The organism is uncultured Devosia sp. (assembly GCF_913055165.1).
GTDB lineage: Bacteria > Pseudomonadota > Alphaproteobacteria > Rhizobiales > Devosiaceae > Devosia.
This window is the reverse complement of record NZ_CAJXJS010000040.1, coordinates 19,832-34,591: the sequence shown is the minus strand read 5'-3', so window position 1 is coordinate 34,591 and position 14,760 is coordinate 19,832. Positions and strand designations below refer to the sequence as shown.

The window sequence follows — 14,760 nt, the reverse complement described above, 5'->3', positions numbered from 1 at the left end:
CGACGGCTCCAATGCCGGCCTGGCCGTCAATGGCAAGCCGATCTTCTCGGTGCAGTACCACCCCGAAGCCAGCCCCGGCCCCAAGGACAGCCACTATCTGTTCACGCGCTTCCTCAATCAGGTGCGCAAGCAGAAGGGCCTGCCCGAAAAGCCGGAATATGTTGCGCCGGGCGAGGCCGCCTGATCCCTTCGGGCGCCCCGTCTCATTGCGCGGCACAGCCATGAACAGGCAGATTATCGATGGCATCCGGGGCGGCGCGATCGTCGCCCTGTCTGCTTGCCCCTTTGCCGTCTTGTTCGGGGCTGTCGCCGTGGACAACGGCCTCACCGTGTTTGATGCCGCCTTGATGAGCGCCACCATCTATGCCGGCGCCAGCCAGCTGGTGGGCATCGAACTGTTCGGCCAACACGTGGCCCCGTGGCTCATCGTGCTCTCGATTTTCGCGGTGAACTTCCGGCACATTCTTTATTCTGCCGCCATCGCCCGCCATATCCGCACCTACAGCCTCGTGCAGAAGGCAGTGGCGTTCTTCTTCCTCATCGATCCGCAATTTGCCGAAGCGATCCGGCGCGGCGAATCGGGCCGGCCGCTAAGCTTCGTCTGGTACATGGCCTTTGCCGGCGCCATCTATGTGCCCTGGCTCGTCTTCTCGATCTTGGGCGCATGGTTCGGTTCGATGATTGGCGACCCGAAGACATGGGCGCTGGATGTCCTGCTGCCGATCTATTTTCTGGGCCTTGTCCTCGGCTTCCGGCGCAAGCCCGGCTTCTATCCCGTTGTCGCAGCCAGCATGGCCGCATCGGTCGCAGGCTATTATCTGGTCGGGTCCCCCTGGCACGTCAGCATCGGCGCCATCTGTGGTGTGGCTGTGGCCGCCCTTCTACCGCTTCCCACTGTGCCTGACGGGACGACCGAAGAGGCCCCCTCGTGACGCAAGACCTCTCCACGATCTGGCTGATCCTTGCCGCCGCTTTGGCCACCTATGCGACGCGGATTGGAGGCTATGTCCTCATCACCCGCATGCGGACCTTGCCGCCACGTCTTGAACAGGCGCTCAACGCTGTGCCGGCAGCCGTGCTGACCACCCTATGGGCACCCACCTTCTTCACCAGCGGCTGGGATGTCCGGGTCGCCTTGATCGTCGCCGCCTTGGTCAGCCTGCGCTATCCGGTACTGGTCATGCTGGCCGCCGGCTGGGCCGCAGCCATGGCATCACGACACCTCGTGGGTCTGTAGTCACCGGTAAATGCGGGTTCAGCCCCAGTGTTCCAGCACGGGCCCTGCCGCCCCACCGACCGGGTCGGTTAGGGGCAGCGGTACCTGAGCGATCCGCTTGTCCGCCTCGGGCCGTTCGCCCGCCTCGCCCCGCAGCAGATCGGCGCTGCAACCGGGCGGATATGCACCCACGACCAGAAAGTCACCACTGGCCTCGAGCCTCTTGTGTCCGGTCCCCGCCGGCAACACGATGACATCGCCTGCCACGACCTCGAAGACCCGGCCGCTCTCACCACCCAGCATCAATCGCGCCTTCCCCTGAGCGATGCCCAGGCACTCATGTGTGGTGGAGTGGTAGTGGTGAAAATCATAAACGCCCCAGCGCCAGGCACTTGGCCAGCCATTGGCGTCAAATAGTGCCTCCATGGCCTCGGCGGAAGGTTCCCGAACGGCACCCTTGCAGATCACCGTGGGGAGAGTTGTGTTCGGGACGCCACCGCCATCGGCAAAGTGTTCCAGCGCAACCGAACCGACATTCACACGCATGGAGTCCTCCTTCAACCGTGACTTGGGAGCAACGTCGAGCGAACCCCTGCGTTCCCCGCCGCCCAGGATACCAAACAATGCTACTCTGACGCCTGCTAGTCCGGCTGGACCGGCACCGCGCGAACCACCTGAAGATCGGTCAGGCCGCAAACCTCGTGGCCGCGGTCCCGTGCCATGATTCCGAAGGCCTCGGCGCCCAGATGCAGCTTGTAGGGGGTTTCTCCAAACCGTACCCCCGCCTCCACCACCGGTCGCGCGATCAGCACGAAGCATTCGCCCACGCCATCAAGCGGCAGCAACTCGAAGGTCTTCTGGTCGGTGAGATAGGTCCGAAAACCCGGGTCGCGCCGTACCCGGCCACTCCGGCCACCATCCTTGTAGAGCACCTTAAACGGCGCCCCCTTCTCATACCGGAACAATTGGCTGTCGGCGGGCCTGCCCGCTTCGTCCACGACATTGGCGGCCACCACCGGTCGCCCTGCGCCTAGCATCCGCTGGATCGCGTCAACCGGCATTGACCGCACGGAGCCGTCCACCAGAAGAATGTGTTCCGCCCCAGTCACTAGGTCATCCAGTATCGCATTGTCTCGAGCAGCGCTGCTGCATTTGGGGTGCTCGCCAATGCTGGCCTCAATACCGGCTGCCGCCAGCACCGCGTCAATCACGTCCCTGTTTAGTCCCACCGGCCCGTGGATCGTCACTGTCAGCCGATCTCGAGGATAGTCCAGCGCGGCCAGGGCCTGCGCCAGCTCACTCGTCAGGCCAGTTTTCCCAACCCGCACCGCCACCTGGACATGCGGTCGATCCGATGTCGGCGCGACATTCTGGTCCGTATAGAAATAGAGTGGATCGGGTATGACCACGCCGGCAAGCGATGGATGACGCAGCCGCCGCCAGGCCCATTTTGCAGTGGTCGGCAATTGGATCAACGGCAGGAACCGGTTGCCACGCTTGTGCCAGGGCACCCATGTCGTCATCCACACATGTGACACCAGCGTACCACCTGCAGCAGCTATCACGGTCCCAACCGGTTCGAGCATGGCCGTCGCCTCGGCGTCGGTCTGCGTCTTCCGCCCGTCCGCCAGCAAGGGCGACCAGACATTTGGGGACAATAGGGTCGGTCGCTCATTCCGCGGCAGGCGCAGCACCGAAGAGGTCACCATGGACGGCCCGGTGGAATAGAAAGTCTCCTGATCCGACAAGCTCGGCAGGCGCGCAATGATCTCCCTCCACAGCCGATGCCCCGCCACGGAACCCATGAACGCATTGGTTAGAAGGAAAGGCACGCCTTGGTGATGGCGGTCCGGGAATATGTGCTCGAGCGGCTCAATGCCGACAAAGCATTCGTGCTCCAGCAATCCGTCGATGGCCTGATAGGGCTCCACGTCAAGATCGGCATAGACCCCGCCCAGCGCGCCCAGCACCAGATAGCGGAAGGCATCCGCCCGCTGAATCATCTTGGGATAGGCGTCATACGTGTCCTGAAAATCGGGATAGGTCGCGGCGACGAAGTCCCGCATGCTCTCGTCGGTCCACAGGCGGACATCCCAATCCGGATGCAGGCGCCGCCAGGCATCGTAATAGGCCTGCATCTGGCGCGGAAGGTCCTGGGACTTCCAGGTGAAGTGAAGAATTTTCGGGATCATGAACCGGCCGGCTGAGTGTGATCCCCCGGTTTAGCCAAGCTGCCGCCGGCCCGCTACCCTTCATTCTCGCCCGTGCCCGAGGTTACACATTCCCCGAGAACGTATCGCAGTCTCCCGGATTGCCGGAACGATAGCCGCGTTCGAACCAGGTCTGGCGCTGCGCCGATGTGCCGTGATTGAACGTCTTGGGCACGGCGAAGCCCTGCATCCGCTTCTGCAGCGTGTCGTCGCCGATCTGGTTGGCCGCGTTCAGAGCCTCCTCCACATCCCCGCGCTCCAGCAGGTTTTGCTGGCCCGCATAATTGGCCCACACCCCGGCATAGCAGTCGGCTTGCAATTCCACCCGCACCGACCAGGCATTGGCCTCTTCCTGGCTCATGGATTGCCGCGCGCGATTGAACTCAGGCAGCACCCCGGTCAGGTTCTGGATGTGGTGGCCGACCTCATGGGCCAGCACATAGGCCTGTGCAAAATCGCCCGGCGCACCGAACTGTCGATGCAACTGGTCATAGAAGGACAGGTCGATATAGACCTTGGAATCCCCCGGACAATAGAATGGTCCCACCGAGGAATCGGCGGCCCCGCAGGCCGTATTCACCGCGTCAGTGAACAAAACCACGGTGGGCTCGGGATAGTTCTCACCAATGGCAGCGAATTGCGCGTTCCAGAGGTCCTCGGTTTCCTTGACCACCACACCGACAAAATCGGCCAGTTCGTCCTGCCCTTGCGCAGGCAGTTGGGTGGATGAGGCACTTGAGGAGGGGCCCGTGCCCGAGCCGCCCGTCAGCATGTCCAGCGGGTTCTGCCCGGTAGCGAACCAGATGATACCCAGCACCACGACAATACCGATCAGGCTGGAAATGCCACCGCGCGAACCCCGTCCGCCCGTCGGGATGCGAATACCGCCGCGACCCAGGCCACCGAGCCCGCCAAGTCCGCCCATCCGGCCGCCACGCTGCCCCCGACGATCTTCGATATTGGAGCTGCGCTCCCGCCCCTGCCACTTCATGCCCGACGCCTTTCAGAATTGCCGATGGACGCTAGCAGTAAGTGAGGTGTTGCGGAACAGGTTCCCTCAGTGCCCACGAGGGTGGAGTGACGCTGCAGAAGTGCGGGTTGCTACCCTGCCACCGCTTTGACCGTCGCTCTTGCCCCGTGGTCGAACAGGCTTTCGAGATGCGAGACTACCGCCGCACGAAACGCCGCATTGCCCGCAAGGTCAGACCCAAAGACCTCGTTCAACCCCACCAGCCCGTCAAACAGCGCCTCCGGATCGTCCCCGGCATCGGCGGCAATGGCGTGCATCTTGAGCGCCAGCGGATCGCGCACATCGATCTCGCTACCGTCTTCGGCAACACCGGTCACGTAGCGCATCCACGCCGCCACCCCCAGCGCCAACCGTTCGATCCTCTGCCCGGCCTTCAGCCGATCGCGGATCGTCCCGAGCAAGCGCTGCGGCAGCTTCTGCGATCCATCCATGGCAATCTGCCAGGTCCGGTGCTTGAGCGCCGGATTGCGGAACCGCTCCAGCAACTGGTCTCGATAGGCGCCCAGGTCCACGCCCGGCATGTCCAGCGTCGGCATGGCCTCCTCGGTCATCAGTCCATGGACCAGCTTCACATAGGCTGCGTCACCCATCACCTCGGCGATATATTCGTAGCCGCCCAGATAGCCCGCATAGGCCATGGTCGAGTGGCTGCCATTGAGCATGCGCAGCTTCATATGCTCGAACGGCTCGACATCCTTGACGAGCTGCGCGCCGACCGTTTCAAACGCCGGACGGCCGGACGGAAAATGATCCTCGATCACCCATTGGGTGAAGGGTTCGGTCATGATCGGCCAGGCGTCTTCCGCACCAATCAACCCGGCGACTTCGTCCCGGTCCGCATCGGTCGTCGAAGGCACGATCCGGTCCACCATGGTCGAGGGGAACGCTACCGACTTCACCCATTCGCCCAGCTCGCCATCCCGCAGCGCCGCAAATTTGGTGACAATACGCTTGGCCGTTTCGCCATTACTCGGCAGGTTGTCGCAGCTCATCACCGTGAACGGCGCCACGCCCGCCGCCTTGCGCCGTGCCAGGGCTTCCACCAGCATGCCCGGCGCTGATTTTGGCTGCGTCGGGTTTGCCAGATCATGAACAATGTCGGGGTGCTTCTGGTCCAGCTCCCCGGTCGCCGGATCGTGGCAATAGCCCTTTTCCGTCACCGTCAGCGAGAGGATGCGAATGGCCGGATCAGCCATCAGCGCCAGCAGTGCCTCGCGCTCTGTATTGGCGTCCATAACCCTGAGAATCGAACCGATCACGCGCGGATGGGTGCCTTCTGCGTCGCGCACGGCGATGGTGTAGAGCCCGTCCTGCGGCTCCAGCGCCTCCTTGGTGTCAGGCCGCCTCAGGCTAGCCCCGACAATACCCCAGCTCGGGTCCTTTCCCAGCAGATCGTCGACATAGACGGCCATATGCGCCCGGTGAAATGCGCCAATGCCCAGATGCACGATACCCGGCGTCACCTTGGTGCGGTCATATCCGGGCACATTCGTCCCGCCGGCAAGTTTGGCAAGGCTGGCGGAATTGAGGCGCGGTCTGGACACGGGGTATCTCCTCGGGACATGCGGCTCCCATCTTGTATGGAAGTTCGACGCAAGATAGAGCCTCTTTAGTGGCAAGCCCTTGCCGGAGCAAGCCCGCACCGGCATAACCCGGTTGAAGTTCAGGAGGAAATTCGTGACCAAGCGCATCGTCTCAATCGGGGAATGCATGATCGAGATGAGCGGCGGAGTGGACCGCACCTATCGTCTCGGCTACGCGGGGGACACGCTCAACACCGCCTGGTATCTGCGCGCCCTGCTCGGCAAGGATTGGTCGGTCGACTATGCCACCGCGCTTGGCGAAGATCGCTATTCCAACGACATCCGTACCTTCCTCGATGACAATGGCATCGGCACCGGCCACATCCAGACCATTCAAAATCGCCGCCCCGGCCTCTATCTGATCCACCAGGAGAAGGGTGACCGGCACTTCACCTATTGGCGCGATACCTCCGCCGCCAAGCTCCTGGCTGACGACAAGCCCGCCCTCGCCGAGGCCGTCGAGGGCGCCGAACTCGTCTATTTTTCTGGCATTACCCTCGCCATTCTCGCCCCGCGTGCCCGCGGCCGCCTGCTCGGCGCCATCGTCAAGGCCCGCGACAATGGCGCCAAAATCGCCTTCGACACCAATCTGCGTCCGGCTCTGTGGTCCTCTCCGCGCGTCATGGCCGGCGTGCTGACCGCCGCCGCCAGCCTCTGTGACATCGTCCTGCCCACCCACACCGATGAGGCCCCGCTATTCGGCGACAAGACCATCAATGACACCGCCGACCGCTATCTCGAGCTGGGTGTTGAGGAGGTGGTGGTCAAGGACGGCGCCAAGGAAGCGCTGATCGCCACCGCCAGCGAGCGGGTCTGCATTGCCCCCCCGCCTGTTGCCAATGTGGTCGATGCCACCGGCGCTGGCGACAGCTTCAATGGCGCCTATCTCTCGGCCCGTCTCAACGGCAAATCCCTGCGCGAAGCCGCCGAAGCCGCCCACCGCACTGCCGGCATCGTCATCGGCCACAAGGGTGCACTGGTGGATCCCAAGCTGGTGCGGTAAAGCACCCGCGCCATCTGTCCTCCCCCGCGAGCGGGGCTTCGAGGCGTCCCAAGGGGCAAATCGCTCCGGGGGAGCGATTTGAGACAAGAAGGCCATGAGGGCTAGGCCCGAATGGCAGGGACCGCCGTAAGGCGGTGGAGGGGGGGCCGCCCGCACGATGCCCGCCACGACCATCGCAGGTCGTCGCTCCACGTCCTCTGCAGAAAACCTCAGAACACGAATACCCTCTCGCTCGAGCCATTCAGTTCGGCGCGTGTCATACTCCGACTGCTCCGCATGCACAGGCCCGTCGATCTCAACGCAAAGCTTTGCCTTGGCGCAATAGAAGTCGAGAACAAATGGCCCGATCGGATGCTGTCGGCGAAAGTGCAACTTGAGCTGATCCCGCCGCAGCAGTGCCCATAGCGTCCGCTTCGGGGATTGTCATCGAACGCCGCAGAGACTTGGCGTGCTGCCGAATAAAGTCCGGTGCCCTCAACCATGCCTCCCGCCATTGCGCCCCCTCCGCCAGGCTAAGCGTTGTCCCCCTCCCCCGCAAGCTTGGGAGGAATACCGAGACACCACCGTCATCCAACTGTCATAAATTGACCAACCGGTAAAAACTTCATAGCGTCTCGCCTCAGCCGTCATCCGCCCGTCATTTGAAGCGGGCATGGAACGGTCTGCTCCCCTCAGTCGGGAAGCGCCAAGAACCGGTCGAAAACCGGCAGCCGGGAGTACGCCCCCGGCAAAGCGGCACCTCATTGGAGACGATCAGATGAACTTCTTCCCAGCCATTTCCCGGCGCAGCTTCCTGGCCGGGTCCGCCAGCGTTGGCGCCATGGTCGCCATGCACCCCTTTGCAGTCATGGCCCAGGCCAACCAGGCCCACCTGCGCATCATCGAGACGACCGATATTCACGTCGCCATCCTGCCCTATGACTACTATGCCGACGCCCCCAACGACACGATGGGTCTGGCGCGCACCGCTGCCATCATTGAAGACATTCGCGCCGAGGCCGGCAATGCCGTGCTGTTCGACAATGGCGACCTGATCCAGGGCAACCCGATGGGCGACTACATGGCCTATGAAAAGGGTCTCAACCAGGGTGACATCCACCCCGCCGTCGCCGCGCTCAACACCCTTGGCTACGACGCCGCCACCCTGGGCAATCACGAGTTCAACTATGGGCTCGAATTCCTCGATCGCGCCCTGGAAGGTGCCAATTTCCCGCTGGTGTCGGCCAATCTGGTACGCGGCACCGAACTGGGTGAAGACCCCACCAATGACGAGACCTATCTCGAGCCCTATCGAATCTTCGAGAAGGAACTGACCGACGGTTCGGGCGCCACCCACACCATCAAGATCGGCGTCATCGGCTTCCTGCCGCCCCAGATCATGACCTGGGATGCCACCCACCTCACCGGCAAGGTCGTGGTGCGCGACATCGTCGAGGCGGCCCAGGCCTGGGTTCCGAAAATCCGTGAGGAAGGCGCCGATATCGTCGTCGCCCTCTCCCACTCCGGCATTACCGGCGGCGAACACGTCCCTGGCATGGAAAACGCTTCGCTCCAGCTCGCCGCAGTCGAAGGCATCGACGTGGTCCTCACCGGCCACCACCATCTGGTCTTCCCGGGCCCAGCCTATGAAGGCATCGAGGGCGTTGACACTGCTGCAGGCACGCTCAACGGCAAGCCGGCCGTCATGCCGGGTTTCTGGGGCTCGCATATGGGTCTGGTAGATCTGCTGCTCGAAGTCGATGCCGATGGCAAGTGGAGCGTCGTGTCCCACACCTCCGAAGCCCGCCCCATCGTCGAGCGCATCGACAACAAAAATGTCCCCACCGTTGAATCAGTGCCGGAAGTCGAGGCTTCCGTTGCCGACGAACACCAGGAGACCCTCGACTATATCCGCCGCCCGGTGGGCGAGACCGCGGCACCGCTGCACTCCTATTTTGCACTCGTGGCCGATGATCCGTCCGTGCAGATCGTTTCTCAGGCCCAATCCTGGTACATCGCGCAGATGATGAAGGGCACCGAGTGGGAAAGCCTGCCGATCCTTTCGGCGGCTGCACCCTTCAAGGCCGGCGGTCGTGGCGGTCCGGAATATTACACCGACGTCCCCGTCGGCCCAGTCGCCATCAAGAACGTGGCCGACCTTTACCTCTACCCCAACACCATCCAGGCACTGGTCGTCACCGGCGCCGATGTCAAGAACTGGCTCGAACGCTCGGCCGGTATCTTCAACCAGGTCGAGGCCGGCGCCACCGATGCCGAACTCATCAACCCGGACTTCCCGTCCTACAATTTCGACGTCATCGACGGGGTCACCTACAAGATCGACCTCACCCAGCCCTCGAAATACTCTTCCGACGGCAAGGAAGTCCTCAACCCGGACGCCAACCGCATCGTCGACCTGATGTTCGACGGCGCCCCGATCGATCCGGAAGCCAAGTTCGTCATCGCCTCGAACAATTATCGCGCTGGCGGCGGCGGTTCCTTCCCGGGCACCGGCGCGGAGAACATCATCTTCATCGGCCCCGATACCAATCGCGACATCATCGTCCGCTTCATCATCGAAAACGGCACCATCAATCCCAAGGCCGACAGCAATTGGTCCCTCGCCCCGATCGGCGACACCACCGTGCTCTTTGCCACCGGCCCCAAAGCCGCCGACAAGGTGGCCGACGTGACCGCCGTCAGCATCGAGGCCACCGGCGAAACCAATGCCGACGGTTTCGGTATCTACCGCATCACGCTGTAGTCGCTCGGACTTTGCAATCCTTTGGGGGAGCCGCTAAGGCTCCCCCATTCATTTCAGGGAAGGCTCCATGCTGCGCACGATCATCGTTCTGGCCCTCGCCCTCCTCGCCCGACCCGCCATCGCCGAAGTGCCGCTTGCTGGCACCTTCACCGCCAGCGCCGCCTGCCCGGCCTATCAATCGATCAGCCGCCAGACCAATCCCGGTGATATCAAACTGGTGCCCGGCACCAATTATGAGCTTGTTGCTGCCAACAAGAACCCGCCAACCCACCTCTCCATCGTCGTCCCGGATGCTGAACCCAGGCGTCGCTGGGTCGAGCTGGACTGCGGCGCGACAAATGCGGACTTGCCGGCCACGTCTTCAGAGCAATCGGCGTCACAGTCTTACCGCGGCACCCAGTATGTGCTGGCCATCAATTGGCAACCCGCCTTTTGTGAAACGGTGTCCCATGTCCGGGAATGCCGCAACCAACAGCCGAACAGCTTCGAAGCCAGCCACTTCACCCTGCACGGCCTCTGGCCCCAGCCCCGCAGCAACGAATATTGCGGCGTCTCGCAAAGGGACATCTGGGCCAGTCGCGACGGCCGCTGGCGGGACCTGCCCGCGCTTGATCTCACCATTGCGCAACGCCGCGACCTCGACGAGGTCATGCCCGGCAGCCAGTCCGGTCTCGACCGCCACGAATGGGTCAAGCATGGCACCTGCTATGGCACCGGCCAGCGTGACTATTTCGCGGACTCGCTCGATCTCATGTTGGCGATCAACACCTCCGAAGTCGTTGAACTCTTTGCAGGCAATATCGGCAAGCGCATCACCTTGGCGCAGATTCGAAACGCTTTCGATCGGGCCTTTGGACCTGGTGCTGGAGACCGCGTGGCGGTGAGCTGCGCACCAGACGGCAACCGTATCTTGATCACAGAACTGCAGATCAATCTCACCGGAGAAATCACTGGCCCCGACGATCTGGGCCCGCTCATGCTGGCCGCGGAGCCGGCTGAAAGCGACTGCCGGTCCGGACAGGTCGATGCGGTCGGATTGCGTTGAGGATCAGGCGTATCTGTCAACGAGAGCCGGCGGCTCGGCCAAGGCCGCAACAGCCACTTGGCGCCCGGAGAGACTGCCGCCAAAGTCCACGGCCGGTTCAAACGGCTCGGCCACTTTCGATGGATCCTCGCCACGTTTCGCCGCGCTGACCTCGTCGCAATTGTGACAAGCATATCCGTTGATCATGACGGGCCTGGGATAGTCTCCACCAATCTGCATCGGGACCTCCAATCATTCGCGAGGCTATTCGACGATCGGCAACATCTGGTTACCCAGGTCCATGCGGCATGGTGAACAAAGCCTTGCCGGACTAGCTACCCCGCTCCATCCCATCCAGCCGGTCCCGAAGCGCCATCAGTTCGCGGCGCAGAGCATCGACTCCCTCGAGCGTCAGCCCGCTTCCCTGCACCACTGCAAGCGGAATGCTCTGCGCCTTGGCCTTGAGCGCCCTACCCTCGCCGGTCAGTCGAATGCGCACCTGACGTTCATCGTCCTCGTCACGCCGGCGCTCGACAAGGCCCCTTGCCTCCAAGCGCTTGATCAGCGGCGTGATCGTGCCGGAGTCGAGGAACAACTTGTCCCCCAGCGCCTTGACCGTCAGATCATCCCGCTCCCAAAGCACAAGGAACACCAAATATTGCGGATAGGTCAGGTCGAGTGCGTCCAGCCGGGGCTTGTAATAGCGCGTAAAGGCATGCCCCGCCGAGTAGACTGCAAAGCACAACATCTGGTCGATTGTGGGCATAGGCTGATCGGCCATGGGCGACCTCATTCTCAGTCACGAAGCTATCACACAAAATTCCATTGTGCACAATTTAATTGTGCGATACTCATATTGCCATCCACGCAAAGGAGCTTTCCAATGAGCATCAAGTCAGCCATCTACACTGCCCACGCCCACACCACCGGCGGCCGCACCGGCACCAGCAAGACCGATGATGGCCGTCTGGAGATCACTCTCGATACACCGAAGGCCATGGGCGGCAATGACGGCCCCGGTACCAATCCCGAGCAGCTCTTCGCAGCTGGATACTCCGCCTGTTTCCTCGGTGCCCTCAAGGCCGTTGGTCGCGGCGAGAAGGTCAAGATCCCCGACGAAACCACGATTGATGCGGCCGTTTCCTTCGGCGAAAATGCCAGGGCCCCTGGCTACAACATCGCTGTTGAACTCAAGGTGGCTATTCCAGGCTTTGATCAGGCACAGGCCGAAGACCTGGTCCACAAGGCCCACCAGGTCTGCCCCTATTCCAATGCCACCCGCGGCAATGTCGATGTGACCCTCACCATCGTGGAAAGCGCGCTCGCCACCGCCTGAGGCTTTCGTTAACGATTGCCATTCACTTGACCGAAAGGGCGGCGAGGCTAGCGTCCTCACTCTCACAGGAGCCGCCATGCCCGCCGCCCTTTCCATTGCAGGCCTGCACAAGTCCTTCGATCGCCCCGTGGTCAAGGGCGTCGACCTGACCATCCGGACCGGCGAGTTCTACGCCTTGCTTGGCCCTAATGGCGCGGGCAAGACCACCATCCTGCGCATGGTAGCGGGGCTATTGAGGCCGGACGCGGGCTCTATCTCCGTCCTGGGCATAGACGCGCTGGCCGAACCGGTGGCCGCCAAACGCCGCATGGCGTGGGTGTCCGACGAGCCCATGGTCTATCACAGGTTGACCCCGCTCGAATATCTCGATTTCGTCGCGGGCCTATGGCAGGTCGAGCCCGCACAGGCCCGCCAGTCGGCGCATGAACTGGTAGACTGGCTGGGCCTTGCTCCCCATGCGAACGAACTCTGCGGCGGCTTCTCCAAGGGCATGCTGCAGAAGGTTGCCCTGGCCGGCGCGCTTGTTCACGATCCCGACCTCATCATTCTCGATGAGCCCCTGACCGGCCTTGATGCGGGGTCAGCCCGCCAGGTCAAGGACGTGCTGCGCGCCAAAACCGCCGCCGGCGTCACCGTCATCATGACCACCCACATCCTCGAAGTGGCCGAAAGGATGGCCGAACGCATCGGTGTCATTTCCGGCGGCCGGCTGATCGCCGAAGGGACCCTGGCCGAGCTGCGCACCCGGATTGGCCGGGAAACCACGCTTGAGGAGATCTTTCTCGACCTTGTGGCCGAAGGCCAGGCCGTCGGGCAGGACGCCGCGTGAACCTCGCCCCCGCCTCCCTGCCCTGGCTTGCTGCCCATGAGCTGCGCCTCGCCTGGCGCGACGCACTGGCCATGATGACCGGTGGACGCCGCACCCGCCTGGTCGGCTGGATCGTCGGCGGCGGCGCAGTCTTCGGGATCATGCTGCTGATCGCCTGGTTCTCCGTCCGTCCGTGGGTCCAGGCAGGGATTGTCATCGACAAGCAGGCACTGGTCCTCATCTCGGGCATCGGCCTGCTCTTTTGGGCCGTCACCCTGTCCCAGGCGCTCGAGGCGGTGACACGGGTCTATTATGGCCGCTCCGACCTCGATCTCATCCTCTCGTCCCCCGCCTCCAGTGCACGCCTGTTTGCGGTCCGCGCCGGAACGGTGTTCGTGAGCACCACACTGCTCGGGCTCCTGCTGATCAGCCCACTGGTCATCGCTCTCGTGGCGCAGGACGGCCCACGCTGGCTCTCCGCAGTCCTCGTGCTATTGGCTCTGTCGGCCCTCTCCGTGGCCATCGCCATGATCATAACGCGGCTCCTGTTCCGCCTAACAGGTCCGCGACGAACGCGCCTGATAGCACAGGTCGTCGCCGGCATCGTCGGCGCAGGTTTCGTCATCGGGGTGCAGGCGGCCGCCATTCTTTCCCACGACGGGTTTTCACGCCTGGCCTTCTTTCAGTCCCAGGAAATCATCGACGCCGCACCGGGAACAGATAGTCTCCTTTGGTTGCCAGCGCGAGCGGTATTGGGCGAGCCGCTACCTGCGCTGCTGCTGGTGAGCGCCGCACTGGCGGCGCTGATCGTGACGGTCTTGCTGATTGCGCCCAGTTATGGCCGGCTCGCGACCGCCGCCGCGGGGCTCAATCAGGTGCGCAGCCAGCGGCGCCCCTCACCCAAGGCCTTCCGCCCCGCCAGCCAGCGACAGGCCCTCAGGCGCAAGGAATTCCTGCTGCTTCAGCGCGACCCCTGGCTCCTCTCGCAGACCTTGATGCAATTGCTCTATCTGGTACCACCGGCCCTGCTGCTGTGGATCAACTACGGCTCCGCCTCGGGCGACGGGACCTTCGTGGTCATCGTGCCGGTGCTGATCATGGCCTGCGGACAATTGGCCGGCGGTCTGGCCTGGCTGGCCATCTCCGGCGAAGACGCTCACGACTTGGTCGCCACTGCCCCCCTCAGCACTGCGAGCATTCTGCGCGCCAAGATCGAGGCCGTGCTCATCGTCATCCTCGTGCTCATGGCGCCGCTTTTGGCCTTCATGGCTTTCAGCGCCTGGCCAATGGCCCTGATCACGGCGATCTGTGCGTCCCTTGCCGCGGCAGCATCTACTGCCATTCAGCTCTGGTTCCGCGTGACCGCCAAACGCTCCATGTTCCGGCGCCGCCAGGTTGCCTCGCGCGCTGCAACGCTGTGCGAGGCCTTCTCGTCAATTCTCTGGGCTGGCACGGGTGCGTTGTGGGCAGCGGGCATCCCCATACTGGCCGTTGCTCCAGCCATTCTGGCTGTTGGCACTCTTGGCCTTGCCCGCTTGCTGGCTCCGCGTGGGAAATAGCGCAGCGCCCCGGCTAGAATAGGATCGCCAATCCCATCATGGCCATGATGAGGATGATCACAATCCCGATCAGCATGATGCCGGCAACAATCTTGGCGAGCGTAGCCGCCGCACCCGCCAGGCCGGAAAAACCCATGGCACCAGCCACCAGGGCAACGACAACGAGGATGAGCAAGAGTTGCAGCATGGCAGAACGCGGCCTTATCCCGTGGAACTGAGCTGCAAACGTTGTAGCTGGCCGCTGCGTT

14 protein-coding genes and 2 pseudogenes are annotated in these 14,760 nt (G+C 63.0%); 9 read left to right on the top strand and 7 right to left on the bottom strand.

Annotated features, from left to right (window positions below):
- From QZ564_RS13170 to QZ564_RS13160, 3 genes and pseudogenes are all read left to right on the top strand, one after another.
- Window positions 1-184 (top strand): annotated as a pseudogene (locus QZ564_RS13170) (carbamoyl phosphate synthase small subunit); the annotation flags it as partial.
- A gap of 37 nt (window positions 185-221) precedes the next feature.
- The gene (locus QZ564_RS13165) at window positions 222-932 is read left to right on the top strand and encodes an AzlC family ABC transporter permease (RefSeq protein ID WP_297110600.1); all 711 of its coding nucleotides are present in this window, start codon (window positions 222-224) and stop codon (window positions 930-932) included.
- Entirely contained in the window at window positions 929-1,237 is a 309-nt protein-coding gene (locus QZ564_RS13160; protein WP_297110597.1) for an AzlD family protein, read from the top strand. Before QZ564_RS13165 ends, QZ564_RS13160 begins: the two co-directional genes overlap by 4 nt.
- 18 nt (window positions 1,238-1,255) lie before the next feature.
- On the opposite strand, the gene QZ564_RS13155 is transcribed toward QZ564_RS13160, so the two are convergent.
- From QZ564_RS13155 to QZ564_RS13140, 4 genes are all read right to left on the bottom strand, one after another.
- Entirely contained in the window at window positions 1,256-1,762 is a 507-nt protein-coding gene (locus QZ564_RS13155; RefSeq protein WP_297110594.1) for a hypothetical protein, read from the bottom strand.
- Window positions 1,763-1,857: 95 nt separating this feature from the next.
- Window positions 1,858-3,408, bottom strand: coding sequence for a glycosyltransferase (locus QZ564_RS13150; protein ID WP_297110591.1), 1,551 nt, complete (start codon window positions 3,406-3,408; stop codon window positions 1,858-1,860).
- Between the two features lie 82 nt (window positions 3,409-3,490).
- Window positions 3,491-4,417, bottom strand: coding sequence for a neutral zinc metallopeptidase (locus QZ564_RS13145; RefSeq protein ID WP_297110588.1), 927 nt, complete (start codon window positions 4,415-4,417; stop codon window positions 3,491-3,493).
- Window positions 4,418-4,527: 110 nt separating this feature from the next.
- Window positions 4,528-5,943 (bottom strand): mannitol dehydrogenase family protein, encoded by a 1,416-nt coding sequence (locus QZ564_RS13140; protein WP_297110605.1) that lies wholly within the window; start codon window positions 5,941-5,943, stop codon window positions 4,528-4,530.
- 190 nt (window positions 5,944-6,133) lie between these two features.
- Here QZ564_RS13140 and QZ564_RS13135 point away from each other — a divergent pair, with 190 nt between their 5' ends.
- A complete protein-coding gene (locus QZ564_RS13135) occupies window positions 6,134-7,042 on the top strand; it encodes a sugar kinase (protein WP_297110586.1) in 909 nt (302 codons plus the stop codon).
- A 162-nt stretch (window positions 7,043-7,204) separates the two neighbouring features.
- Here QZ564_RS13135 and QZ564_RS13130 read toward each other — a convergent pair.
- A pseudogene (locus tag QZ564_RS13130) lies at window positions 7,205-7,444 on the bottom strand (endonuclease domain-containing protein); the annotation flags it as partial.
- Window positions 7,445-7,799: 355 nt separating this feature from the next.
- Between QZ564_RS13130 and QZ564_RS13125 the strand changes: the two are divergent.
- Window positions 7,800-9,785 carry a bifunctional 2',3'-cyclic-nucleotide 2'-phosphodiesterase/3'-nucleotidase gene (locus QZ564_RS13125; RefSeq protein WP_297110583.1) on the top strand — a complete coding sequence of 662 codons (1,986 nt, stop codon included), beginning with the start codon at window positions 7,800-7,802 and terminating at the stop codon, window positions 9,783-9,785.
- Window positions 9,786-9,852: 67 nt separating this feature from the next.
- Window positions 9,853-10,830 (top strand): ribonuclease, encoded by a 978-nt coding sequence (locus QZ564_RS13120; RefSeq protein WP_297110578.1) that lies wholly within the window; start codon window positions 9,853-9,855, stop codon window positions 10,828-10,830.
- A 310-nt stretch (window positions 10,831-11,140) separates the two neighbouring features.
- Here the strand turns inward: QZ564_RS13120 and QZ564_RS13115 are convergent, their stop codons facing one another.
- On the bottom strand, window positions 11,141-11,590 hold the full coding sequence (locus tag QZ564_RS13115) for a MarR family transcriptional regulator (RefSeq protein WP_297110575.1): 450 nt from the start codon (window positions 11,588-11,590) through the stop codon (window positions 11,141-11,143).
- A gap of 102 nt (window positions 11,591-11,692) precedes the next feature.
- Between QZ564_RS13115 and QZ564_RS13110 the strand changes: the two genes are divergently transcribed.
- The 3 genes from QZ564_RS13110 (at window position 11,693) to QZ564_RS13100 (ending at window position 14,512) form a co-directional block, all read left to right on the top strand.
- Window positions 11,693-12,145 carry an organic hydroperoxide resistance protein gene (locus tag QZ564_RS13110; RefSeq protein WP_297110572.1) on the top strand — a complete coding sequence of 151 codons (453 nt, stop codon included), beginning with the start codon at window positions 11,693-11,695 and terminating at the stop codon, window positions 12,143-12,145.
- A gap of 76 nt (window positions 12,146-12,221) precedes the next feature.
- Window positions 12,222-12,974 (top strand): ABC transporter ATP-binding protein, encoded by a 753-nt coding sequence (locus tag QZ564_RS13105; RefSeq protein WP_297110569.1) that lies wholly within the window; start codon window positions 12,222-12,224, stop codon window positions 12,972-12,974.
- On the top strand, window positions 12,971-14,512 hold the full coding sequence (locus QZ564_RS13100; protein ID WP_297110566.1) for a permease: 1,542 nt from the start codon (window positions 12,971-12,973) through the stop codon (window positions 14,510-14,512). The genes QZ564_RS13105 and QZ564_RS13100 overlap by 4 nt, the downstream gene beginning before the upstream one ends.
- 13 nt (window positions 14,513-14,525) lie before the next feature.
- On the opposite strand, the gene QZ564_RS13095 is transcribed toward QZ564_RS13100, so the two are convergent.
- A complete protein-coding gene (locus QZ564_RS13095) occupies window positions 14,526-14,699 on the bottom strand; it encodes a DUF1328 family protein (RefSeq protein WP_297110563.1) in 174 nt (57 codons plus the stop codon).
- Between the last annotated feature and the right edge of the window lie 61 nt (window positions 14,700-14,760).